Here is a 21161-nt window from a genome sequence, read left to right as displayed (position 1 = left end):
ATATGGAAGCATCAAAAAAATCACAAGTCATGCTACGTGCTTTTAGTTCCAGAAATTTTCGCCTGTACTACACAGGTCAGGCAATTTCTCTGATTGGTACGTCAATGACTCAAGTGGCTACTAGTTGGTTAGTATATCGCCTCAGCGATTCACCTTGGTTACTAGGTCTAGTAGGCTTTGCTAGCCAAATTCCCACACTTCTATTAATTCCTCTGGGTGGAATCATTGCCGATCGCTGGAATCGTCATCAAATTCTACTAGTTGCCCAAATTCTAGGGATGCTTCAGTCTTTAGCTCTAACGTGGTTAGCCCTAAGCGGTACGATTAATATCGAGTACATTGCAATTCTTGGTGTGCTGCAAGGGATTATCAACGCCTTCGATATTCCGACTCGGCAGGCATTTCTTCCCGAAACAGTTGCTAAGGAAAATCTTGGTAATGCCTTTGCCTTGTACTCTTCGCTGGTGAGTGTGACGAGTATGTTGGGGCCTGCGATCGCAGGTTTACTAATTATGGCAATAGGATCGGGACTATGTTTCCTAATTGATAGCATCAGTTACATTGCTGTAATTATTGCCCTCCTAGCAATACGGCTGACATCCAGAAAAGCCGTTATTTCCAAACGCAAACCTTTAGAAGAATTAAAAACTAGTTTTAAATATGCCTTTGGATTTTTACCAATTCGCTCAGTCTTGATTGGTTCGGCTTTAGTCTGCTGCGTATGGGGATTTTATTTAGCTTTGGGGCCGATTTTTGCCAAGGAGATTTTGCAAGGTGGCCCTAACACCTTCGGTTTCTTAATGACAGCTTCCAGTTTGGGAACCTTAGCAGGTGGTATCTATTTAACTAAACATAGCAATGTACTGGAATCGGGTAAAGTTCTAGCATTGGGTATAGGTTTTATGGGAATAAGCTTGATTATCTTTGCCCTATCCCGTGTATTCTGGCTTTCACTGCTCTCATTATTTGCAGCTGGTTTCGGCTTTATTTTGCAGATAATTGCCGGACGTACTTTGCTTCAGTTGTTGGTGACTGATGAAAATCGCGGACAAATTACCGGTCTTTACGTTATGGCATCTACAGGCGCAGTACCTATAGGCAACTTAATAGCTGGCGCACTAGCAAGTAAAATTGGTAGTAGCAATACTGTCATCCTTGGCGCAAGTATTTGTATTGCAGGCTCAATTTTATTTATGCAGCAAATCTCTACCTTCCGCGATCTGGTTCGTTTAAATCTACGTACTGAAGGAGCTTAAAAGAAAAATAGCTCTGGCATTTGAAAAAGTGCATAATCATTCATGATACCAAAAATTGGTAACAACAATGACTACTGTAAATGACCCTACTGTTGTAGCTGAAGTAACTGATTTGTACCTCAAGTATGAAGAAGCCCTTTCTAATAACAATTTGGAGGTGATGGACAGCTTGTTTTGGGATGCGCCCGAAGTAGTGCGATTTGGCATCACAGAAAACCTCTATGGCGGTGATGAAGTTCGTAATTTTCGCCAGAATCGACCAAACCCAAAAATAGAGCGAGAAATCTTGAATCTCAAGGTTGCAGCCTTTGGGAAAGATGCAGCAACAGTGACTTTAGAATTTCACCGGATTATCAATGGTGTAGAGCGTTTCGGGCGACAAAGCCAGACTTGGTACAGGTTTACCGAAGGCTGGAAGGTTGTTTCAGCCCATGTTTCATTATTACCAGTGTGAGTTTTAAAACTATGACTAGCATTATCGAAATTGCCCCAGATATCTATCGCATCTCAACCTATGACCCAAAAATAGATATGCAATTCATCCAATTTTTAGTGAAGGATGAAGAACCATTATTATTTCATACGGGTCTAAAAGGGATGTTTCCACTAGTACATGATGCAGTGGCAAAGATTATTGACCCATCACAAATTCGCTGGATTAGCTTTAGCCATTTTGAAGCTGATGAATGTGGATCGCTAAATGAATGGCTTTCCATTGCGCCAAATGCTCAGACAGTTTGTAGCCCCATAGCAGCCTTTGTGAGCGTAGATGATTTTGCAATTCGTCCATCCAAGATTATGCAACAAGCTGAAGTTTTAAACACTGGTAAATATAATTTTCAGTTTCACCATACACCACAAGTTCCCCACGGTTGGGATGCAGGATTATTCTTTGAAACTACTCATAAGACGCTGTTTTGCTCAGACCTCTTCCACCACTTTGGAGATGTGGAAGCAATAACTGAGTCTGATGTGATTGAACGGTTCCGTCAAACAATCGTCAATTATGAAGCAAGTCCTTTTCCCAATTACATACCATATACAACACATACCGATCGCATTCTCCAGGAATTAGCAGCCCTTAACCCGCGTACACTGGCAACAATGCACGGTTCAACATTTGTGGGAGATGGCGAACGTGCATTGCAGGATTTAGCAGTGGTTCTGCGAGAAGTTTTGGTCAAGAAGTAGACATGACAAATTATCCTATCGCCTCTAGTCCATCATTAGTGCAGCAGGCCGAATCCCTAGCTGCACAACTTGAGTTTACCCAATCCTCACTCCCAGAAGTTGGTCGTCTGTTGTACGTCCTCACCAGCCACATCACACAGGGTCAAATTGGCGAGATTGGTAGCGGGTGTGGGGTTGGTGCAGCGTGGATTGTGAGCGCATTACACCCAGATAGTACATTGATTACGATCGAGAGCGATCGCGATCGTGCCAAAGTTGTGCAACAGCTATTTGCAGATAAGTCTAATGTCCGCGCACTTCAAGGCGACTGGCGCGACTTACTTACCTATGCTCCCTTTGATTTGTTATTTGCCGATGGCGGAAAGGCAAAACTTACAGAACCTCAGACATTGATAACTGCTCTCAAGCCTGGAGGCTTCATCTTACTAGACGATCTCACACCCGAAGAATACTGGCCTCCAGAATGGCATGGACGCACAGATCCAATCAGGGAATTTTGGCTCAAAGATCCTCGGATTGCTGCAACAGAAATTCGCGTAACAGCAAAAAATTCAGTGATTATAGCAACACGCATTCAATGAAATAATTACTGTAAAAAGCAGACAAATAGATGTTTAAATATGGAAAATTCATTTGATTGGGTTGTATTAAAATCTACGTACATAATAAAAGACAGATGGATTTCAGTACGCTCTGATACTTGCCAAATGCCTAATGGAACAATAGTTGACCCCTATTATGTTCTGGAATATCCAACATGGGTAAATGTTGTAGCTTTAACCAAAAATCAGGAGGTTGTTTTAGTAGAGCAATATCGCCACGGTCTGAAAAAAACAATTTTAGAATTGCCCAGCGGTGCTGTAGAGGCTGAAGATGTTTTCCCATTAGAAGCTGCAAAGCGCGAATTATTGGAAGAGACTGGTTATACTAGCAATAATTTTATTGAGACTGGTATATTATCACCAAACCCAGCTAATCATAGCAATTTAACCCATTGTTTTTTAGCAACAGATGTAGAACGTGTATCTGATTTAAAGTTAGATGTTACAGAACAGATTGATGTCGTTTTGTTGCCGCTAAAAAATTTAATCCAACTTATTGACAATGGTAAAATTCTGCAAACATTACATATTAGTTCATTATTTTTTGCTCTCAAAAAACTTGATAAGTTGTAGTAAGATGACTGACTACAATATTTTCAAACTCTGCAATCAGAGAAAGTTCTGGAATATATAGGTCATAACGGCGAATTTACTTCACAAGTTTAGCCGCGTTTTCTTGTCCAAAGACCAATGTATTCACCTCAGCTTTTTTCATAGACTCGAATTCTAGTCCATTAAGTAAGTAGATGCTATTAAATATAAAATGTCATTGCGAGCGGAACGAAGTGAAGCGTGGCAATCTCAGTCTTTGCGATTGCTTCACTTCGTTCGCAATGACGAACTATCTTATATATATTTAGATCCACCTACTTAAAAGCTGGTGGATAAACAACTTTTCCTTTGTATTTTTGGTGATAGCTTTGCAGTGGCTTAACCATAAATACATCCTCTGGTACTGGAAAAGGAGACTCGATTTCATAAATAATTGAAGGTTGAAAGCCAAAGCGAGTATAAAATTCTGGATGACCTAGTACAATAACTATGGTTTCTCCCTTTGCCTCTGCTATTTCTAACCCTACTTTTATGAGTGTGCTGCCAATGCCTTGTCTTTGAAACTGTGGATGAACTGCTAAAGGCGCTAAACCGAGTACCTGTAATGTTTTTTCACCCACTAGATCAATATAACTAAATAAAATGTGACCAACTACAACATTTTTAACCTCTGCAACTAGAGAAAGTTTTGAAATATAGCGGTCAGAACGGCGAATTTCTTCCACGAGTTTAGCCTCATTTTCCTGGACAAAGGCTAATGTGTTCACCTCAGCTATTCTTGTGTAGTCTGCCAGAGTTTCACAACGGATGTTAATCATTTTAAAACTAATTCCATAAAAACCCAGTTTGCTCGATATTCTAAAGGAATCTCTGTTTTTTCCAAATACGGCTCTATATCCTGAAAGCCAAGTAGACGATAAAGTACTTGTGCTTCTTTGGCAAAAGGGGTGCTGTCTAAACGTATCTTTGAGTAACCAATGTAGGCAGCTTCATGGATGATAGCTTCTAATAAATACCGACCAATTCCTTTTCTACGAAATTCTGGTTTTACATACATTCTTTTAATTTCGCCAATATCTTCACCAATCTTTCGCAAGCAAGCGCAGCCAGCTATTTTTAACTCGTATTCTCCTAAAAGCAAGCGTCCTGAAGGGGGTAGAAATTCGTGCAGTTGAGTCATATAATGCTCAAAAAATGTATTATAGCAACCGCCAGGATAGTTAGGACGTAAACTAAAGGTGTTATCGTGATCTGCTATCGTCTGCTCTGCCATGCCTAAACCCTACAGTTACGACTTCCGTCAGAAAGTGATCCAAGCGATCGAGTTAGATGGACTCAAGAAAAGCGAAGCGAGTGAACTGTTCAATATCAGCCGCAACACGATCAACCTGTGGTTGCAACGTAAAGCCCAAACGGGAGATGTGAGAGCATTGCCTAACCGACCAAGAGGCAACAACCATAAAATTACAGACTGGGAGCAGTTTCGGGCGTTTGCCAAGACTCATGGATATAAAACCCAGGTGGAGATGGCGCAATTATGGCAGGGTGAGATTAGCGATCGCACAATCTCACGAGCTCTAAAGAAAATTGGATTTACGCGAAAAAAAAGACCTACGGCTACCTCGAACGGGATGAGTCGAAACGGCAAACTTTCATAGAGCGGTTGGCCAGCCTTGCAGATGAAACGATTGTTTATGTGGATGAAGCAGGTATGGACAACCGAGAAGACTACGGTTTTGGCTGGAATGAGAGAGGACAACGGTTTTATGCCTTGAAGTCAGGACGACGACAAGGGCGAGTGAATATGGGGAGCAGCCCAATGTTTTGGGCAACTGATGGCTCCGTTTACTGTTGAAGGAGCCTGTAATCGGGCTGTATTTGAGATTTGGCTGGAAACTTGTCTGATTCCCCTACTCAAACCAGGGCAGGTAGTGGTCATGGATAATGCCACGTTTCATAAAGGAGGTCGCATTGAACTACTGATTCAGGAAGCCGGATGTGAGTTGCTCTACTTACCTGCTTATTCACCGGACTTTAATAAGATTGAGCGATGCTGGTCTTGGCTCAAAAGTCGGATTCGCAAGCAACTTGACCAGTTTGATTGTCTACGTGATGCGATGGAGTATGTCCTGCACTTAGCGTCCTAACCATGCTGGCGGTTGCTATAACATCTAAATTGATGCCGAATTGCTCGCTGAATTTCAACTTGGTTTCGTGAAAATATTCCCAAAATACTTCTTGTATATGAGGTTTATGTTCGTCAGTTTCTACCTGGATAATTTTAAGCAAAGTTTATGTCTCCGCAGAACAATTAAACAAAATAAAAAAGATACAAATATCAATGGTCATTATTCCAGTAATTGATTTAACTGCCTTTACTCATGGCAATGCAGCAACTCGGCAAGATGTTGTCAAACAAATTTATCAAGCTTGTCATGAAATTGGTTTCATGTACTTGCAAAATTTGGGAATATCACAAAACCTAATCAAGCGAGTATTCAACCATAGCAAATATTTCTTTAATTTACCTTTAGAAGTTAAGCAAAAGCAAGCTTGGAGTGATGAATTTAGTAATACGGGTTACGTTGGTATTGAGAGAGAATGTCTTAACCCCAAGAAACCAGGCGACTTGAAAGAGGCGTTGAATGTAAACAAACAAGCGGCTGTAACAATAGATGCCTCTATTGTCACCTTTTATGATAGTTGCACAGAACTTGCCAACACGATATTACAAGCTTATGCGTTGGCGTTGGAATTGCCAGAAAATTATTTTACTATAAGACACAATCAACAAAATCATACTTTGCGACTATTACATTATCCACCATTACAAATACCACCCAAACGTGGACAAGTGCGTGCTGGTGAGCATTCCGATTATGGCAGTATTACCTTACTTTTCCAAGATGATGTTGGTGGGTTAGAAGTACAGACAGCATCTAGAGAGTGGATTGCCGCACCTACAATTCCTGATACTGTAGTAGTCAATACTGGTAATTTAATGCAACGGTGGACAAATGATATATTTTGCTCAACCAAACATCGAGTGATGATTCCCAGTGATAACAGGGTGAAGCAGTCCCGATATTCTATCGCTTTTTTCTGTCATCCTAATGATGATACAGAAATTGCTTGTCTGGAAAGTTGCCAGAAAAAACAATTGCCTATTTATCCCCCTATCCTTGCGGGAGAATATCTTTTAAGTCGTTTACAAGCAACTTATAGTAATTCGTGATTAAGAAAGACATTTAATATGAAAACCTACGACTGGATTGTGGTTGGCGGTGGAATTACGGGTGCTGCACTCGCTTATGAATTGGCTAAAACTGGCTTTTCTGTACTTTTGTTGGAGCAATACAGCAAACCACAGAATGCAACTCGCTATAGTTATGGTGGGCTTGCCTATTGGTCGGGTAGTACACCACTAACTCGGCTATTGTGCGAAGAAGCGATCGCACGTTATCAGATCCTAGCTCAAGAGTTAAACGCTGATATCCAATTTCGGGAGTTAGATTTATTACTAACTATTTCAGCCGATTCTGACCCAGAAACAACTGCTGCATCATATAATCATTCTGCCATTCCTCCCCGTTTACTCAGCGTTCAAGAAGCTTGTGAGTTGGAACCGCTGCTAAATCGAGAGGCGATATCTGGGGCTTTAACTGTCAAACATGGTCATATTCACCCAGAAAAAACAGCACAAGCTTACATCCAAGCTTTTGAACGTGCTGGGGGTGAGATGCAGATTTCTCAAGTATTGCAAGTATTACAAGATGGTGTCAAAACCACCACTGCAACTTTTCACAGCGCTAACGTTGTCATTTGTGCAGGTGGACTCAGCCGCCAGCTTCTCAAATCTGCTGGTATTCCCATCAAGTTATATTTCACCCACGCAGAAATCATTGAAACCCCACCCGTTGATGTCAGGTTACGCACCTTAGTTATGCCAGCTAATGTGCAACGGTTTCAACTAGAAGCTGAATCGACTCAAGTTGATGAATTGTGGGATGAACTTGGCAACGAGTTAGTACCACCAATTTTAGATGCGGGTGCAATCCAGTTTCAAGATGGTAGTATCTGCATTGGTCAAATTAGCCGTGCGATCGCAGATCCTCATGCCAAGGTAAACTCAGAGGTAAGCGAAAAATGGTTGCGAAAAGGTGTTGGTCAAATTTTACCAGCATTGGAGAATTTACCAGGGACTTGGTATCACTGCTTAGTGGCATTTAGTAGCAATCAACTCCCCTTAATTGGTGCTATTCCAGGATTTGAAAGCGTTCATGTTTTCTCTGGATTTAGCAATCCCCTAGTACTTATACCACCTTTGGCAAAGCGCTTTGCTAATTTTGCAACTGGCCAGAAAGATGGAGTTATTACACAAATGCTAATCTAAAAGCCCCGCAGTGAAAAACACAAATATTACTGATGCTGGTAAATTAAGCGCTGCACTGATTTTAATTCAATCTCAAACTTGGTTAATTGACAATAGTGCATCTTGTCTGTCTAAATAATTAGAGTTGCCTAATTTTCACTAAAGGAACAGCAGTAATGTCTTCCATTGAGGACAACAAAATCATTGCTCAACGGTGGATGGAACTTATTAGCGAGCATAAGATCGAAGAAATTTGCGAGATAACCGCCCCTAATTGGAAAATGCACGGTGGTTTACCAGGACTTCCCCTTGGCCCTGAAGGGGTACGCAAACTCTTTGGCTCATTTGGGACTATCCAGCAGAAATGGACAATTGAAGACGTAATCGCTGAAGGTGACAAAGTTGTTGTGCGTGCGACTAATACCTGCATCCAAGAGAGTTTTCTTGGCATACCAAGTCGCGGTCATCAGCAGATATTCACTGCTACATTCATTCATTATATTGTCGACGGCAAGATAATTGAAACCTGGCGAAACGCTGACGATCTTGGACGGGTTCTTCAGCTTGGGGCACGGATTGAACCAGGAATATCTGAGTAATAGCGGTAGTTGATTAAAACTATTGTTGTGTTAACCAGCTATCTATTCAGCACAGACCAGAATTTTGAAAAGAGATATTCCATAAGTATTTGCATAGATATAAGAATCTTTATAAAGTTCACAAAGCTTAATCTTAAAAAGTTTGTTTTTTATTACAAAAACCAAATTTTTTGTATAAGGCGTCACTTTTTACTAGTAAACTATCGCACTAATATCACACTTTATAGATTGATATTGTCAGCTTTCTATAAGTTGGCTGATTCATCAAGAGGAAAATTCATAAAAAGATGAGAAGACAATTTAACCGACGCAAGTTTATTATTTACGGTTCTTTAACTTTTGGAAGCAGCTTTTTTTTGAAAGCTTGCGCGAATAATTCTCCAACTGCTACAGAGAGTCCAGCCGCGACTCCTACGGCTTCACCAGCGGCGGCTACTACTGGTGACACCATCAAAGTAGGTATTTTGCACTCTCTGAGTGGTACGATGTCTATTAGTGAAAAAAGCGTTGTTGATGCTGAAAAGTTAGCAATCAAAGAAATTAACGCTGCTGGTGGTGTCTTAGGTAAACAAATTGAAGCAATTACCGAAGATGGCGCTTCTAACTGGGATACTTTTAGAGAAAAGGCAACTAAGCTAATCGATCAAGATAAAGTTGCTGTAGTTTTTGGTTGTTGGACTTCTGCTAGCCGCAAGAACGTTAAGCCAGTATTCGAGAGCAAAAACCACATGCTCTGGTATCCTGTGCAATACGAAGGTCAAGAGTGTTCTAAAAATATTTTCTACACTGGCGCTGCACCAAATCAACAAATCGAACCATCTGTTGATTGGCTGTTAAAAAATAAGGGCAAAGAATTCTTCTTAGTTGGCTCTGACTACGTTTTTCCCCGGACAGCTAATACCATCATTAAAGCTCAACTGGAAGCTTTAGGCGGCAAAACAGTTGGTGAAGATTATTTACCTCTTGGTAACACAGAAGTTACACCAATCATTACTAAAATCAAGCAAAACTTGCCGAATGGGGGCGTGATTTACAACACTTTAAATGGTGATAGCAACGTTGCTTTTTTCAAACAATTGAAAGGGGCTGGATTGACACCAGATAAATATCCCTCTATGTCTGTAAGTATTGCTGAAGAAGAAGTTAAAGCAATTGGTGTAGAGTATCTCAAAGGTCATTATGCAGCTTGGAACTATTTCCAAACAGTGGACACACCTGCTAATAAGAAGTTTGTAGCAGCTTTCAAAAAAGAATACGGTGAAAATCGGGTGACAAATGACCCAATGGAAGCAGCATACATTGCAGTTTATTTGTGGAAACAAGCAGTCCAAAAAGCTGGTACTACAGATATAGCTAAGGTAAGTGCTGCGGCTTATGGTCAAACTCTAGATGCACCTGAAGGGAAAATAACAATGGATGCCAATCATCACATATCCAAAATTGTGCGGATTGGTCAAGTTAGACAAGATGGTTTGTTTGATATTGTCTATGCGACTCCGGCAGCAGTTGAGCCAGTTCCTTGGAATCAATTTGTGAAAGAAACTAAGGGATTTGCTTGTGATTGGAGTGACCCTGCTAAGGGTGGTAAGTTCAAGAAAGTTTAATTCATTAGTCATTTGTCATTAGTCATTTGTCATTAGTCATTTGTCATCGGTTAATAGTTACAAGCAACAAAGGACAAAGGACTGATGACTAAAAAAGCTGATAGCTGTTGTGGAGAAATAAGTGTTAGCAGGATTTTTAGAAGCTGTATTTAATGGTATTAGTATTGGCGCTGTATTATTAATTGCTGCGCTGGGACTAGCTATTATATTTGGATTGATGGGCGTCATCAATATGGCGCATGGCGAATTAATGATGTTCGGCGCTTATACAACATTTGTTGTCCAAAATATTTGCAAACAATTGGGTGGGGTGTGGTTTGAAGTCTATATATTTTTGGCTTTGATTATTGCTTTTATATTCACGGCTGGTGTGGGATTAATTTTAGAAAGAGGCGTGATTCGTTATCTCTATGGACGCCCGTTAGAAACTCTATTGGCAACTTGGGGAGTAAGTTTAATTTTTCAGCAGTTTGTCCGCAGTGTAAATTGGGTATTGATAATTGGTATCGGCTTATTTTCTCTATTGTTTTTTGGAGGTTTATGGATTTTAAATTCTCGCACTGATTTGGGAAGGGTTCGTAACTGGATTGTGGCGGTGATATTTTTATTATCGCTGGGAGTGACAATCACAACGGGCAATTTATTGAGTCAAACTTATCAGTTAGGAGTGACTCAACCTTGGTTTGGCGCTCAAAATGTAGATGTGACAGCACCGACTTGGTTACAAGCAGGGGTATCCTTAGGTGGTGTGCAATTGCCCTTTGCCAGATTATTTATTATTGCTTTAACAATAATCTGTGTAGCAGGAATTTATTTATTTTTACAACGTTCTAGCTGGGGTTTAAGAATTCGCGCGGTGACGCAAAACCGGAGTATGAGCGCTTGTTTGGGTATCCCAACTCAAAAGGTTGATGCAATTACTTTTGCACTGGGTTCTGGTTTAGCTGGTGTGGCTGGATGTGCGATTAGTTTGCTTGGTTCTGTAGGGCCAAATACGGGACAAAACTATATTATTGATACTTTTATGGTTGTTGTCGTTGGGGGTGTGGGGAATTTAGCCGGGACGATTGTGGCTGCTTTGGGTATTGGTACGGCTAATTTTTTAATTGGTTCTGGGACTCTGGCTTTGTTGTTGAGTCCTGTTAAGCCTTTGGCAGATTTGTTTACTTTTTTTGCGACGACGAGTATGGCGAAGGTGATGGTGTTTGCGCTGATTATTGTGTTTTTACAGTGGAAGCCTGGGGGGATTTTTCCGCAGAAGGGACGTACTGTTGATGTTTGAACCGCAGAGACGCAGTGAACCAGCGCTGCGGGAGGGTTTCCCTCCGCAGGCGACTGGTGAACCCGAAGGGAGGACGCAGAGAATGAGAAAGAAGGGGGGAAGGTTAATTTTAATCGAAGTTGGGGTAGTGGTTGCGATCGCACTCTTCCTTATAATTATTATGCCAGTGGTGCTTTCGGAGTTTCGCCTGAATTTGTTGGGGCGATTTTTATCGCTGGCGATTGTGGCTTTGGGTATCGATTTGATTTGGGGGTATACTGGTCTATTGAGTTTAGGACATGGTATCTTCTTTGGTTTGGGTGGCTATGCGATCGCAATGTACCTGAAACTCCAAGTCCCGACTGGAGAATTGCCTGATTTCATGGGACTTTATGGGGTTACAGAACTTCCCACTTTTTGGCAACCTTTTTATTCTTTTCCTTTGACAATAGCTTTGGTGGTACTAATTCCGGGGTTATTGGCGGGTTTGTTGGGATATTTGGTTTTCCGAAATCGTCTCAAGGGAGTTTATTTTTCTATATTGACTCAAGCCGGAACTATTGTATTTTTCAACTTCTTTAATGGTCAACAACAATTTTTCAACGGCACGAACGGACTGATAGATTTTACAACCTTGTTTGGCGCAACGGTCAGCGATGCCAAAACGCAGTTTATTTTCTACACGCTGACGGTAGTGTTTCTCGCAATCACCTACGGCATTTGTCGCTGGTTGACAACTGGACGCTTTGGGAGGTTGTTGATAGCGATTCGTGATGATGAAAGCCGGGTAAGATTTTCTGGCTACGACCCTACAGATTTTAAGGTGTTGGTGTTTGCAGTTTCAGGTGCGATCGCAGGCATAGCAGGAGCATTTTACACCATTCAAAGTGGTTCTGTCTCACCTAGAGCAATGGATATTGCCTTTTCGATTGAAATGGTGATTTGGGTGGCTGTAGGCGGACGCGCTACTTTAATTGGCGCGATTGTCGGAACTTTGTTAGTCAATTATGCCCGCACTTTTTTAAGCGAACAGTTTGCCGAAATCTGGCTATTTTTCCAAGGCGCACTATTTTTGATAGTCGTCACAGTCCTTCCTGACGGTATCGTGGGATGGTTGCGTAGTCAGAATATTTCCTTTTTCAACCGTCGTCAAGAAATTGCGACATATCCCACCTTGGAAGAAGACGCCGAAGTGCAACATGAACGCGAAAATATTGGAAACTGAAAACGTAACTGTTAGTTTTGACGGTTTTAAAGCTTTAAATCAGCTTAACTTTAGTATGGATGTGGGTGAATTACGAGTAGTAATTGGCCCGAATGGTGCGGGAAAGACAACATTTCTTGATGTAATTACGGGAAAAGTACAACCAACTGTCGGGCGAGTTTTATTTAAAGGAAGAAATCTACGTTCTTTACCCGAATATAAAATTGCCCGATTGGGAATTGGGCGCAAGTTTCAAACTCCCCGAATTTACCTGAACTTAACGCCCCGCGAAAATCTGGAAATTACCAGCAATAAAAAGAAAAATGTCTTTTCTACTTTATTTGAGCGTTCTAATGCTGTTGAAAAGAATAATATTAAAGGATTATTAGAAACTATCGGTTTAACGCTAAAAGCTGATATAAAAGCAGCTTTACTTTCTCACGGAGAAAAGCAACGTTTAGAAATTGGGATGTTAGTAGCACAGTCACCTGATTTGTTACTCGTTGATGAACCTGTTGCTGGTTTAACAGATGAAGAAACCTATAACATAGGCGAATTACTTTTAGCATTAGCGCAGAGTCATTCAATTTTAGTAATTGAACATGATATGGAATTTGTGCGTCAAATTGCTAAGAAAGTAACGGTGTTACATGAAGGTTCGGTATTGTGCGAAGGTAATTTTGAAGAAGTGCAAAATGACTCTCGTGTGATTGAGGTGTATTTAGGAAAACAGGAAGAATGAAACAATTCACAATACGCATTTTTATACCCGATCAACAACTTCATCGTGAAATACTTTTCAAACAACCTCTGAGATTTTAGATTGTTCAATCCAAAATCTAAAATGTCAAATTACCTCGTTTTCTATGCAGGTTTCCTATTCTTATCTGGTGCTTGTTCTGCAAGATTTTTTAAGCGGCTCGATCTCATTTTGCGGATGCGATCGCTATTGCGAACACCACCCGCCATTTCATATTCAGCGCTGTCTTTGCCGTACTTGATAGCAACCACCATTAACAGTTTCTCAGAAAGCTGTCTCAAGTTTTTTTCCATTCCTTCAACTTCGGTTAAAGAAGAGTCAACAATAGCCAGAGCGGTATTATGAACATCAAGTTTGTTACGTAACTGTTCGATTGACTCAATCAGTTTTTCTAAAGTATAATCTTCTTCAAATTTAATGCTTGGAATAATCGATTTCATCCCAGATGCTCTTAATTCAGCTTTTTCTAAAACGCGGGATGTACGTTTTTGACGAGACATAAATTTGCTCTTTTAAGATACTTCTATAGCTAGCTTGCCTCAATTAAACTCGATTCCGGTTCAGCATAAATCACAAATTGCGATCGTAAAATTTTTAGCTTATACCAGTAATATCTCGGTACATAATTAATCATGTACGAAGGAAAGAGGCAAAAGGTAGGAAACACGAGAGTAGTCGCTACAGACTTGAGAGTAGTCGTTACAGATTTGAGAGTAGTCGTTACAGATTTGAGAGTAGTCGCTACAGACTTGGGAGTAGTCGCTACAGACTTGAGAGTAGTCGCTACAGACTTGAGAGTAGTCGCTACAGACTTGGGAGTAGTCGCTACAGATTTAAGAGTAGTCGTTACAAACTAGAGGGTAGTCGCTACAGACTTGGGAGTAGCCGCTACAGATTTAAGAGTAGTCGTTACAAACTAGAGGGTAGTCGATAAATCTGGTCATAGAGGGCGCGATCGTCCATACTAGATGGTGACACCTTCGACTATGGGAGCCGTCTATGTTGCTACAAGAATTGAAGGAGCAGGTCTTCAAGCTATCACCCAGCGTAGGCGCAGCCCGTCGTAGACATCGCCTTGCACTAGTGAGCGCTATCATTGAGTCCCTGCAAGACACGCCAATTTCTGAGCCTGAGCGCTCTGGCGCAATTAGACGGATGCGAGGCTTGTTAAAAACAGATCGAGCAGCACCGACTGATGAAGAAGTGGCTACTATGTTAGAAGAGCGACGCGTAGACAAGTATCTTCAGTGAAAGTTTTAATTGACACCAATATTGTCCTAGATTTTCTGTTGCAGCGAGAGCCTTTTTTCCAAGACGCAGAACTGTTGTTTCAGAAAATTGATTCTGGTCGTATCGTTGGATATGTGACAGCAACAACACTTACAGATATTTTTTATATTTCCCGAAGGCATACCCGCAGCATTGAGCAAGCACGACAAGCAGTTTCAGAAATGCTGACTGCTATGGTAATTTGTCCTGTTAATCGAGCCGTCTTAGAACCTGCGTTCGGATCTGGTTTAGCTGATTTTGAAAATGCCATTCAAATTGCTTGTGCTATTGCTCAAAGCTTAGACGCTATTTTGATACGCGATACACAAGGTTTTTTGAGTTCATCTTTACCTGTTTTATCAATTCATGAATTGTTACAGCAGTTGGGGGCGTAAGATAGCGAGTAGTTGGTTGTCAGGCAAATCGTATTGTCATCGCTCAAGGTTGGGAACCTTCGCACGGAAGTGTCTTCCTCTGTGTGAGATTTTTTTAATACAAACTGAATTTTATTATGCTAAAAATCTCTAACCTCAACGTTTACTACGGCGAAAGCCACATTCTCCGCAATGTAGATTTAAGCGTACCATCCGGGCAAATGGTTTGCCTAATCGGACGCAATGGTGTAGGTAAAACAACCCTACTGAAAACTATCATGGGTTTACTCAAACCCCGTAGCGGTACTATTAACTTAGCTGAAGAATTAATTAACTCCAAATCCCCAGACCAAAGGGCAAAGTTGGGAATTGGTTATGTCCCCCAAGGACGAGAAATTATTCCCCGTTTGACAGTCAAAGAAAATCTGCTGCTGGGGTTGGAAGCTAGACGCAAACCAGTAAAAAAAGCAGAAATTCCAGAGGAAGTTTTTAGCTTATTCCCGGTGTTAAAAACCATGCTTTCGCGGATGGGTGGTGATTTGAGTGGTGGACAGCAGCAACAATTAGCGATCGCACGTGCTTTAATGGGAGAACCTCAATTACTTGTCTTGGATGAACCCACCGAAGGTATTCAACCCTCAATTATCCTAGAAATTGAAGCCGCAGTCCGCCGCATCGTCGAAACCACAGGCATTTCGGTTTTATTGGTAGAGCAACACTTACACTTTGTCCGTCAGGCTGATTATTATTACGCCATGCAAAAAGGTGGCATTGTCGCCTCCGGTTCTACAGATGAACTCAGCCAAGATGTGATTCAACGCTTCTTAGCTGTTTAATGTTTGATATTTCTATATCAACAGTGTCAGAAGTAATCAAGTCTGCGGCTTCTTGTAAAAGCTCATTCTGTTCCTTTTGAATTGCTTCCAAGCGCTGGGAAATTTCTACCAATCTTTGTTGTTTATTTGGTTGAAAACTTTCGGGTGGCAAAGCTGGTATTTTATCAGCTTGTTTAGCACCTGTGATTTGTTGAAAAGTAAAACTCCCAAATTTAGCTAATGATAAAAAGCTAACTTTAATCAAAGCCTGAAGCAATTTTAACGGAACTTGCAGTATTGACCAGCTAGCTGTTTCAATCAAGCGGACAATTGCTTTGATGATGCTCCAACTAAGAGCGATCGCAAACAGCAAAACTACTATACTAATAATTGGGTGATTAGTCGCCCAACCTAGTATTTGAACTAACCTAAAAAATATCGGGTGTTGTATTAACCAATCATTTGTAGAAGATGCGATCGCACCTTTTACCGCTCCTGATGTTGTACTCTTAAATTGCTCCGCTGTTTGCCAAGTTTGCTCTAAGCTGGTTGTAACTGTATCAATTGCTCTATCAGTTGTTGTATTTAAAGACTCCCCAGCTTGTTGTGCTGAGTTATTTAGAGAGTTAACGCTTCCATCCACAAAATCTTTCACATTTTGCAAGCGTTGTAAAACTCCATTAGGCAAATGTATATCTATTTGAGATACCATAGAACATTTCACCGAGGTTGAAATCTAACCATACAGGTATACCAAAACTTCCAGGAGAAATTTGATTACTTTTCAAATCTCTCTAACTCGAAGCACTAGTATAAAACCGCAACGCAAACCGCCAAAACCAAGTAGAAGCGAAAAACAGCAACATTGCTAATATTGCCGCACCTATCAACCAGCTAATTTCACTCCGGCCCAACAACACTTCGGCTGGTACAGTAGTTAAAAAAGCTATTGGCATTACAAAAGTGAAGAAAAAGCGGTAAGTAGTGGGATATGCAGCAATAGGATATCGCCCAGCTTCCAACAAACCACGCAGTACTTCGGTAGCGTTGTATATCTTTACGAACCAAATACTTGTTGCTCCCAGCATAAACCACAGGCTGTATAAAATCACTAAGCTAAACAATAACGGCAACAAACCAAGTAGATAGCCGTCTATTCCTACACCGAGGCGTTTACCTGCATAGCCAATGATAATACTACCAAAAATTATATCCGGCAGTCCCCAAGGTGAAAGGGTATGAGTGGAAAGCCAAAACTGACTGCGAATAGGTTTTAATAAAATAAAGTCTAAAGTGCCTTCCTGCACATGGCGGACAATACGATTTAAGTTCGACGACAGAAAAGTAGCAGAAAATCCTTGGAGTAAGGTAAAAATTCCTAAAACCACTAAAGCTGCTTCCCATGTCCAGCCACTAAAAGTGTAGCCAGTCCGGTAAAACAAGAATAGTCCAAAGAGGCTGCCGACAAGATTTCCTAAGCTGCTGAGGGCAGCTATGAAAAAATTAATCCGATATTCCAACTCTGCTGCGATCGCAGTACCCCAAAATAGTCTTAATACTTTCAAATATCTTTGCATCTTGCATCTCTACCATAAAATATGTCATTTATTATGATATTTTCCAAGTTCACACGATAAGTTTATGTAAATTTAATATTACTTTTTATTCAGGAAAATTGCTAAACGTTAAGATATTTTAGGTCTATTGTTTCAAGGTAAAAGATTTTATGCATTTAAATTTACCAGACCTAATTACAAAAATTGGCTACTTTGGGGTATGGGCAATTGTCTTTGCGGAATCTGGCTTGCTAATTGGTTTTTTCTTGCCAGGAGATAGTTTGCTATTTACGGCTGGATTTCTCGCATCTGTTCCCACATCAGGGTTTAACATTTGGGTTCTGATTTTTGGTGCTTTTGTTTGTGCAGTCCTTGGTGATAATGTTGGCTACGCTACAGGACACAGATTTGGCAGAAAATTATTTCAGAAAGAAGATTCATGGTTTTTTCATAAAAAACACTTGGTAAAAACCCAAGATTTTTATGAGAAGCATGGCAAGAAAACGCTAGTCTTGGCGAGGTTTACACCGATTATTCGCACCTTTGCGCCGATTGTGGCTGGACTGGGTTCGATGCATTACCGAACATTTATGTCTTACAACTTAATCGGCGGATTTTTGTGGACATTCGGCATCACCTTTTTAGGGTTTTTCTTAGGAAAATCTCTGCCACCTGAACAGGTAGATAAGTATTTGTTACCAATTATTGGATTAATTATAGTTATTTCTTTATTACCATCGATTATCCATGTAATTCAAGAAAGTCGAGCAAATAAAGGTTAAAGTCTTCTTTGTATTTCTAGAAAGGTAAATTAATTATCTGATTTTAAGCAGATTGCCGCATAAGAGAATATGGCGTAGGGTATAGGGCAAAGTCTTTAATCTGCAAAAATACTACTTAGAGGATGTTTTAAAAGTGGGTGGCTGTAATTTTAGGCACTTTTAGATCCCCCCAACCCCCCTTAAAAAGCTCCGGTGTACACACAAGTTATTGAATCACTACTAGTCCTCGAATTACCCCACCCTAGCCCTCCCCTTGTAAAGGGGAGGGAACAAGATCCTCTTGTTTCCCCCCTTAGAAAGGGGGGGATTAAGGGGGGTAATGAGACTTGTGTGTACACCGCAGCTTAAAAAGGGGGGCAAAGTCTCTAAAAGTTCCCCTTTTTAAGGGGGATCTAAAACGTTTTGCTACCGAGCAGATGACTTTTAAAACATCCTCTTAGGCAGAATGACACGCAAACCCCAGAAGCTAATAGTACTCTCATGATTTTCTCAAACATCAATCTCTATCTGTTCCTAGAAAATTTCCTCTTTTTCTTAATTGCCACACTTTTGATTGTGGTTATCAATTGGGGGTGGAAAGACACAAAGCCTTATACTCTACCTTTACCATTTCCCGATTGGTATAAAATATGGTTTGGCTCAGTCCAACTGCTAGGAGGATTACTGCCATTAGTGTTTATGCTAGTGTGGGGTGTATGGTGGGGCGATCGCACTGTGTTAACTGTGCTTGGTTGGTATTTTATCGTATTAGGGTTGCAAATTATCTCAGAAAGAGTGACTCTTAGGCAGTTGCAAAATGTCGTGTGGGTGATGGTTCCTTATATATATCTCCCTTACCGCTTCTGGCAATTGTATGAGGGTTTGACAATTTTGGATTCTCAAAGCGAGTTGCTGTGGGTACGATATTTATTGATTTTTGAATTGGTGCTGTGGATTGTTAACTACATCATCGATGTATCTCAATTGCCACGGCTGTTTCGCTGGGAAGTACAATCTAACTCTGATATTAGCTAGGGATTAATCGCAGAATTAGCCATTTTTATTAGAGAAGTGCGATCGCCTGCTTTCAACCCAACAACATATTGCACACTCTGTTGTCTCCAAGTCAAGGTAGCATCTGAGCAACCAGCACCACAAGTAAAATCTACAAAATAGCCAGTGACGCCCTTAGCTAGAGATACAGGTTTACCAGTCAGGCGAGGTGTTTTGCGAGTTACGGCTTCAGCAGAAAGCACACCCAAACGACAGGCAGAAGCACCATTACAGTCGGGACTGTACCCCAGTAAAATATCATACTTATTTTTTGTAGCAGCTTCTATAATTGCGTAAATTCGATTTTCCCCATCCGACTCAGGAATAAACTTCGGTAATAAAATCTTAATTTGAGTCTTTTGCTTTAATTTAGGCAGAATAGATTTAAAAACCGGGTGTGGCTGGGTTTTACTCTGCTGTGCTATCAGTTGGGACTGCTTGTCGATAGTAGCTATGGCTGACTCGTGTAAACTACTAACGCTGACTAATAAAAATACGGCACACACCGCACTAGTATTTCTAATGCTAAAAATCATTTTTGAAAACCTATTTCATCTGAAGTACTTATTTCTAATACCCATTTTGAGTATCAAATTACGTATCTAACAGATGAAGCGATCGCACTGATACTCAAACTATGAAGTATGTATTGCAGTAAATATTATACTAGTAGTTTCCTTCCCTGGTATATGTGTATTTAAAAATGGCTGTATCAGCGTCCAGAGAGTTAGATTGTTTTATTTATACACGAAAAAGCGCTTGAGGTTTTGCTCACTCAAGCGCTTTCTCGTAAAAGCTTATACCAACTCACTTGTTTGATGCAACATTTGAAATCTGCAACACTCCCTGAGGAGAGAGTATTACGGGGATAACTTGTGACAAACATCTGGTGAAATGGTATCACTCCTTGCACTAACTAAGAATATCTCTTTTGCAAGAATACCGGGGATCTAGTGAGTGACAGTTTATAAACTGAACACTAGTTAAAAACGACTCACCATGAATAGTAACTAAAAAGACCAAGCATAATTGTAGCAATTTTGTAAGTATAGTATAAAAACTTATAGTTTATTCGCGTAGATGTAGCCCAATCGCAGGCATCGCCTACCACTCAGTGCTGTATTAAAATGTGCAGCAATTGGTAGCATAAATATCTCAGGTTCGGCGGCAAATGAATCGCCATCGAGTCAGCCAAACAAGTCTTGGATATTAGCATCGAAGCCATTTTGACTGAGATAAATCATTACCTCCTTTTATATATGGAGGTATTCTTTAGAGAATGGCAACCAAAGAAAAAATCTCAGACCCAAGTAGATTGAAAAGTTAGAGTTGGGTATCTTCCATCTCTTAGCAAACGGTAACATCCAAGTATTCCGCATAGTGTAGGCGGTTACTTCCTTCGTGGAAGCAAAACATCGCTTTTTCACCGACGATTTCCGCGATATTCAAAACGATTTTGCGTGTTTCTATAGCAGTTCTCTTTTGGATGCAACATAGAGTAGGGGCGTGAGCAATGCACATTTGTGTCAACTTAACGTGAAACGGGCGGTTATAAACCGCATCTATACAAACAAAACCCACCTCCGTGGGTTTCATTTCAAACCCTTAATTTTACTTTAATCTGCGGAGGTGGACAATGCCTGTATAGCCACGAATTCTATGAGACTGTTGGCGAATTAATAAGGGGTCTAACGCATCATTCCTGATTACTCTGATTTCAGTCCGTTGAAACGGACTTGAGCTATTAGCCCGAAATTTATTTCAGGGCGGGAAAGCAACGCCAAACCAATGTTTTAGGAATAAGGGGTCAAATACACCATGAATTGACCAACAGTCTCATAGAATTCGCCAGGTCTTAAGTTGACATCAATAAGCAATGCACATTAGTGTCAACTTAAGCTGAAACTCCTTTAAAACCTCGTTTCCAGCCTC

Annotated in this window: 28 protein-coding genes; 21 read left to right on the top strand and 7 right to left on the bottom strand. The window is 40.7% G+C overall.

The features are described 5' to 3' along the window. Nucleotides 1–2 precede the first annotated feature (2 nt). The 5 genes from HWQ39_RS20985 to HWQ39_RS20965 all read left to right on the top strand — a co-directional run bounded on the left by HWQ39_RS20985 (nucleotide 3) and on the right by HWQ39_RS20965 (nucleotide 3622). Entirely contained in the window at nucleotides 3–1256 is a 1254-nt protein-coding gene (locus HWQ39_RS20985) for an MFS transporter (RefSeq protein ID WP_292849201.1), read from the top strand. 67 nt (nucleotides 1257–1323) lie between these two features. Then, nucleotides 1324–1710, top strand: a complete 387-nt coding sequence (gene hpxZ, locus HWQ39_RS20980; protein WP_292849199.1) for an oxalurate catabolism protein HpxZ — start codon at nucleotides 1324–1326, stop codon at nucleotides 1708–1710. 11 nt (nucleotides 1711–1721) lie between these two features. After that, a complete protein-coding gene (locus HWQ39_RS20975) occupies nucleotides 1722–2447 on the top strand; it encodes a hypothetical protein (protein WP_292849197.1) in 726 nt (241 codons plus the stop codon). 2 nt (nucleotides 2448–2449) lie between these two features. Then, nucleotides 2450–3028, top strand: a complete 579-nt coding sequence (locus HWQ39_RS20970) for a class I SAM-dependent methyltransferase (protein WP_292849195.1) — start codon at nucleotides 2450–2452, stop codon at nucleotides 3026–3028. A gap of 39 nt (nucleotides 3029–3067) precedes the next feature. Beyond that, nucleotides 3068–3622 carry an NUDIX hydrolase gene (locus HWQ39_RS20965; protein ID WP_292849193.1) on the top strand — a complete coding sequence of 185 codons (555 nt, stop codon included), beginning with the start codon at nucleotides 3068–3070 and terminating at the stop codon, nucleotides 3620–3622. Between the two features lie 293 nt (nucleotides 3623–3915). Here HWQ39_RS20965 and HWQ39_RS20960 read toward each other — a convergent pair whose 3' ends face one another. Together HWQ39_RS20960 and HWQ39_RS20955 are read right to left on the bottom strand one after the other, a co-directional pair. Beyond that, complete coding sequence (locus tag HWQ39_RS20960) at nucleotides 3916–4419, bottom strand: GNAT family N-acetyltransferase (protein WP_292849191.1); 504 nt, start codon at nucleotides 4417–4419, stop codon at nucleotides 3916–3918. Continuing rightward, a complete protein-coding gene (locus HWQ39_RS20955) occupies nucleotides 4416–4874 on the bottom strand; it encodes a GNAT family N-acetyltransferase (protein WP_292849189.1) in 459 nt (152 codons plus the stop codon). Before HWQ39_RS20955 ends, HWQ39_RS20960 begins: the two co-directional genes overlap by 4 nt. On the opposite strand from HWQ39_RS20955, the gene HWQ39_RS20950 reads away from it, so the two are divergent. From HWQ39_RS20950 to urtD, 10 genes are all read left to right on the top strand, one after another. Next, a complete protein-coding gene (locus tag HWQ39_RS20950; RefSeq protein WP_292849187.1) occupies nucleotides 4873–5259 on the top strand; it encodes an IS630 transposase-related protein in 387 nt (128 codons plus the stop codon). The genes HWQ39_RS20955 and HWQ39_RS20950 overlap by 2 nt on opposite strands. Nucleotides 5260–5264: 5 nt before the next feature. Then, nucleotides 5265–5456: a hypothetical protein gene (locus tag HWQ39_RS20945; protein WP_292849185.1), complete on the top strand. Its 192-nt coding sequence runs from the start codon at nucleotides 5265–5267 to the stop codon at nucleotides 5454–5456. Further along, the gene (locus tag HWQ39_RS20940) at nucleotides 5437–5748 is read left to right on the top strand and encodes a transposase (protein WP_292849183.1); all 312 of its coding nucleotides are present in this window, start codon (nucleotides 5437–5439) and stop codon (nucleotides 5746–5748) included. Before HWQ39_RS20945 ends, HWQ39_RS20940 begins: the two co-directional genes overlap by 20 nt. A 194-nt stretch (nucleotides 5749–5942) precedes the next feature. Continuing rightward, entirely contained in the window at nucleotides 5943–6836 is an 894-nt protein-coding gene (locus HWQ39_RS20935) for a 2-oxoglutarate and iron-dependent oxygenase domain-containing protein (RefSeq protein ID WP_292849181.1), read from the top strand. Between the two features lie 18 nt (nucleotides 6837–6854). Next, nucleotides 6855–7994, top strand: a complete 1140-nt coding sequence (locus HWQ39_RS20930) for an FAD-binding oxidoreductase (RefSeq protein WP_292849179.1) — start codon at nucleotides 6855–6857, stop codon at nucleotides 7992–7994. A gap of 155 nt (nucleotides 7995–8149) precedes the next feature. Further along, a complete protein-coding gene (locus tag HWQ39_RS20925; RefSeq protein ID WP_292849177.1) occupies nucleotides 8150–8572 on the top strand; it encodes an ester cyclase in 423 nt (140 codons plus the stop codon). Nucleotides 8573–8859: 287 nt separating this feature from the next. Continuing rightward, nucleotides 8860–10176 (top strand): urea ABC transporter substrate-binding protein, encoded by a 1317-nt coding sequence (gene urtA / locus HWQ39_RS20920; protein ID WP_292849175.1) that lies wholly within the window; start codon nucleotides 8860–8862, stop codon nucleotides 10174–10176. Between the two features lie 121 nt (nucleotides 10177–10297). Further along, on the top strand, nucleotides 10298–11458 hold the full coding sequence (gene urtB, locus HWQ39_RS20915) for an urea ABC transporter permease subunit UrtB (protein WP_292849173.1): 1161 nt from the start codon (nucleotides 10298–10300) through the stop codon (nucleotides 11456–11458). Nucleotides 11459–11540: 82 nt separating this feature from the next. Beyond that, a complete protein-coding gene (urtC, locus tag HWQ39_RS20910) occupies nucleotides 11541–12662 on the top strand; it encodes an urea ABC transporter permease subunit UrtC (RefSeq protein WP_292849257.1) in 1122 nt (373 codons plus the stop codon). Next, nucleotides 12637–13383, top strand: coding sequence for an urea ABC transporter ATP-binding protein UrtD (gene urtD, locus HWQ39_RS20905; protein ID WP_292849171.1), 747 nt, complete (start codon nucleotides 12637–12639; stop codon nucleotides 13381–13383). The genes urtC and urtD overlap by 26 nt, the downstream gene beginning before the upstream one ends. 122 nt (nucleotides 13384–13505) lie before the next feature. Here the strand turns inward: urtD and HWQ39_RS20900 are convergent, their stop codons facing one another. Then, the gene (locus HWQ39_RS20900) at nucleotides 13506–13901 is read right to left on the bottom strand and encodes a hypothetical protein (RefSeq protein ID WP_292849169.1); all 396 of its coding nucleotides are present in this window, start codon (nucleotides 13899–13901) and stop codon (nucleotides 13506–13508) included. A gap of 132 nt (nucleotides 13902–14033) precedes the next feature. Between HWQ39_RS20900 and HWQ39_RS20895 the strand changes: the two genes are divergently transcribed. The 4 genes from HWQ39_RS20895 (at nucleotide 14034) to urtE (ending at nucleotide 15880) form a co-directional block, all read left to right on the top strand. Continuing rightward, nucleotides 14034–14258: a hypothetical protein gene (locus HWQ39_RS20895; protein WP_292849167.1), complete on the top strand. Its 225-nt coding sequence runs from the start codon at nucleotides 14034–14036 to the stop codon at nucleotides 14256–14258. A gap of 142 nt (nucleotides 14259–14400) precedes the next feature. Further along, nucleotides 14401–14652, top strand: coding sequence for a hypothetical protein (locus HWQ39_RS20890; protein ID WP_292849165.1), 252 nt, complete (start codon nucleotides 14401–14403; stop codon nucleotides 14650–14652). Beyond that, nucleotides 14649–15065 carry a PIN domain-containing protein gene (locus tag HWQ39_RS20885; protein WP_292849163.1) on the top strand — a complete coding sequence of 139 codons (417 nt, stop codon included), beginning with the start codon at nucleotides 14649–14651 and terminating at the stop codon, nucleotides 15063–15065. The genes HWQ39_RS20890 and HWQ39_RS20885 overlap by 4 nt, the downstream gene beginning before the upstream one ends. Nucleotides 15066–15181: 116 nt before the next feature. Continuing rightward, nucleotides 15182–15880 carry an urea ABC transporter ATP-binding subunit UrtE gene (gene urtE / locus HWQ39_RS20880; protein ID WP_292849161.1) on the top strand — a complete coding sequence of 233 codons (699 nt, stop codon included), beginning with the start codon at nucleotides 15182–15184 and terminating at the stop codon, nucleotides 15878–15880. Here urtE and HWQ39_RS20875 read toward each other — a convergent pair. Together HWQ39_RS20875 and HWQ39_RS20870 are read right to left on the bottom strand one after the other, a co-directional pair. Continuing rightward, nucleotides 15843–16571, bottom strand: a complete 729-nt coding sequence (locus tag HWQ39_RS20875; RefSeq protein WP_292849159.1) for a hypothetical protein — start codon at nucleotides 16569–16571, stop codon at nucleotides 15843–15845. The two genes, urtE and HWQ39_RS20875, sit on opposite strands and share 38 nt — an antisense overlap. A gap of 82 nt (nucleotides 16572–16653) precedes the next feature. After that, nucleotides 16654–17436, bottom strand: a complete 783-nt coding sequence (locus tag HWQ39_RS20870; protein ID WP_292849157.1) for an ABC transporter permease — start codon at nucleotides 17434–17436, stop codon at nucleotides 16654–16656. A gap of 149 nt (nucleotides 17437–17585) precedes the next feature. On the opposite strand from HWQ39_RS20870, the gene HWQ39_RS20865 reads away from it, so the two are divergent. After that, nucleotides 17586–18197: a VTT domain-containing protein gene (locus HWQ39_RS20865; protein WP_292849155.1), complete on the top strand. Its 612-nt coding sequence runs from the start codon at nucleotides 17586–17588 to the stop codon at nucleotides 18195–18197. Nucleotides 18198–18677: 480 nt separating this feature from the next. Continuing rightward, the gene (locus tag HWQ39_RS20860) at nucleotides 18678–19211 is read left to right on the top strand and encodes a hypothetical protein (protein WP_292849153.1); all 534 of its coding nucleotides are present in this window, start codon (nucleotides 18678–18680) and stop codon (nucleotides 19209–19211) included. On the opposite strand, the gene HWQ39_RS20855 is transcribed toward HWQ39_RS20860, so the two are convergent. Together HWQ39_RS20855 and HWQ39_RS20850 are read right to left on the bottom strand one after the other, a co-directional pair. Further along, entirely contained in the window at nucleotides 19208–19765 is a 558-nt protein-coding gene (locus tag HWQ39_RS20855) for a hypothetical protein (RefSeq protein ID WP_292849151.1), read from the bottom strand. The genes HWQ39_RS20860 and HWQ39_RS20855 overlap by 4 nt on opposite strands. An 811-nt stretch (nucleotides 19766–20576) precedes the next feature. Next, entirely contained in the window at nucleotides 20577–20825 is a 249-nt protein-coding gene (locus tag HWQ39_RS20850; RefSeq protein ID WP_292849149.1) for a hypothetical protein, read from the bottom strand. Nucleotides 20826–21161 lie beyond the last annotated feature (336 nt).

This window comes from Nostoc sp. NMS8 (genome assembly GCF_017115045.1).
In the GTDB taxonomy this organism is placed as follows: domain Bacteria; phylum Cyanobacteriota; class Cyanobacteriia; order Cyanobacteriales; family Nostocaceae; genus Nostoc.
Note: the sequence above shows the minus strand (reverse complement) of the source record. Positions and strands in the feature narration are given on the sequence as shown.

Excerpts from the sequence above, each read along its gene's own strand:
- HWQ39_RS20985 (WP_292849201.1), top strand. The coding sequence starts at position 3 with ATGGAAGCATCAAAAAAATCACAAGTCATGCTACGTGCTTTTAGTTCC.
- hpxZ (WP_292849199.1), top strand. The coding sequence starts at position 1,324 with ATGACTACTGTAAATGACCCTACTGTTGTAGCTGAAGTAACTGATTTG.
- HWQ39_RS20975 (WP_292849197.1), top strand. The coding sequence starts at position 1,722 with ATGACTAGCATTATCGAAATTGCCCCAGATATCTATCGCATCTCAACC.
- HWQ39_RS20970 (WP_292849195.1), top strand. The coding sequence starts at position 2,450 with ATGACAAATTATCCTATCGCCTCTAGTCCATCATTAGTGCAGCAGGCC.
- HWQ39_RS20965 (WP_292849193.1), top strand. The coding sequence starts at position 3,068 with ATGGAAAATTCATTTGATTGGGTTGTATTAAAATCTACGTACATAATA.
- HWQ39_RS20960 (WP_292849191.1), bottom strand. The coding sequence starts at position 4,419 with ATGATTAACATCCGTTGTGAAACTCTGGCAGACTACACAAGAATAGCT.
- HWQ39_RS20950 (WP_292849187.1), top strand. The coding sequence starts at position 4,873 with ATGCCTAAACCCTACAGTTACGACTTCCGTCAGAAAGTGATCCAAGCG.
- HWQ39_RS20955 (WP_292849189.1), bottom strand. The coding sequence starts at position 4,874 with ATGGCAGAGCAGACGATAGCAGATCACGATAACACCTTTAGTTTACGT.
- HWQ39_RS20940 (WP_292849183.1), top strand. The coding sequence starts at position 5,437 with ATGGCTCCGTTTACTGTTGAAGGAGCCTGTAATCGGGCTGTATTTGAG.
- HWQ39_RS20935 (WP_292849181.1), top strand. The coding sequence starts at position 5,943 with ATGGTCATTATTCCAGTAATTGATTTAACTGCCTTTACTCATGGCAAT.
- HWQ39_RS20930 (WP_292849179.1), top strand. The coding sequence starts at position 6,855 with ATGAAAACCTACGACTGGATTGTGGTTGGCGGTGGAATTACGGGTGCT.
- HWQ39_RS20925 (WP_292849177.1), top strand. The coding sequence starts at position 8,150 with ATGTCTTCCATTGAGGACAACAAAATCATTGCTCAACGGTGGATGGAA.
- urtA (WP_292849175.1), top strand. The coding sequence starts at position 8,860 with ATGAGAAGACAATTTAACCGACGCAAGTTTATTATTTACGGTTCTTTA.
- urtC (WP_292849257.1), top strand. The coding sequence starts at position 11,541 with ATGAGAAAGAAGGGGGGAAGGTTAATTTTAATCGAAGTTGGGGTAGTG.
- urtD (WP_292849171.1), top strand. The coding sequence starts at position 12,637 with ATGAACGCGAAAATATTGGAAACTGAAAACGTAACTGTTAGTTTTGAC.
- HWQ39_RS20900 (WP_292849169.1), bottom strand. The coding sequence starts at position 13,901 with ATGTCTCGTCAAAAACGTACATCCCGCGTTTTAGAAAAAGCTGAATTA.
- HWQ39_RS20895 (WP_292849167.1), top strand. The coding sequence starts at position 14,034 with ATGTACGAAGGAAAGAGGCAAAAGGTAGGAAACACGAGAGTAGTCGCT.
- HWQ39_RS20890 (WP_292849165.1), top strand. The coding sequence starts at position 14,401 with ATGTTGCTACAAGAATTGAAGGAGCAGGTCTTCAAGCTATCACCCAGC.
- urtE (WP_292849161.1), top strand. The coding sequence starts at position 15,182 with ATGCTAAAAATCTCTAACCTCAACGTTTACTACGGCGAAAGCCACATT.
- HWQ39_RS20875 (WP_292849159.1), bottom strand. The coding sequence starts at position 16,571 with ATGGTATCTCAAATAGATATACATTTGCCTAATGGAGTTTTACAACGC.
- HWQ39_RS20870 (WP_292849157.1), bottom strand. The coding sequence starts at position 17,436 with ATGCAAAGATATTTGAAAGTATTAAGACTATTTTGGGGTACTGCGATC.
- HWQ39_RS20865 (WP_292849155.1), top strand. The coding sequence starts at position 17,586 with ATGCATTTAAATTTACCAGACCTAATTACAAAAATTGGCTACTTTGGG.
- HWQ39_RS20860 (WP_292849153.1), top strand. The coding sequence starts at position 18,678 with ATGATTTTCTCAAACATCAATCTCTATCTGTTCCTAGAAAATTTCCTC.
- HWQ39_RS20855 (WP_292849151.1), bottom strand. The coding sequence starts at position 19,765 with ATGATTTTTAGCATTAGAAATACTAGTGCGGTGTGTGCCGTATTTTTA.
- HWQ39_RS20850 (WP_292849149.1), bottom strand. The coding sequence starts at position 20,825 with ATGAAACCCACGGAGGTGGGTTTTGTTTGTATAGATGCGGTTTATAAC.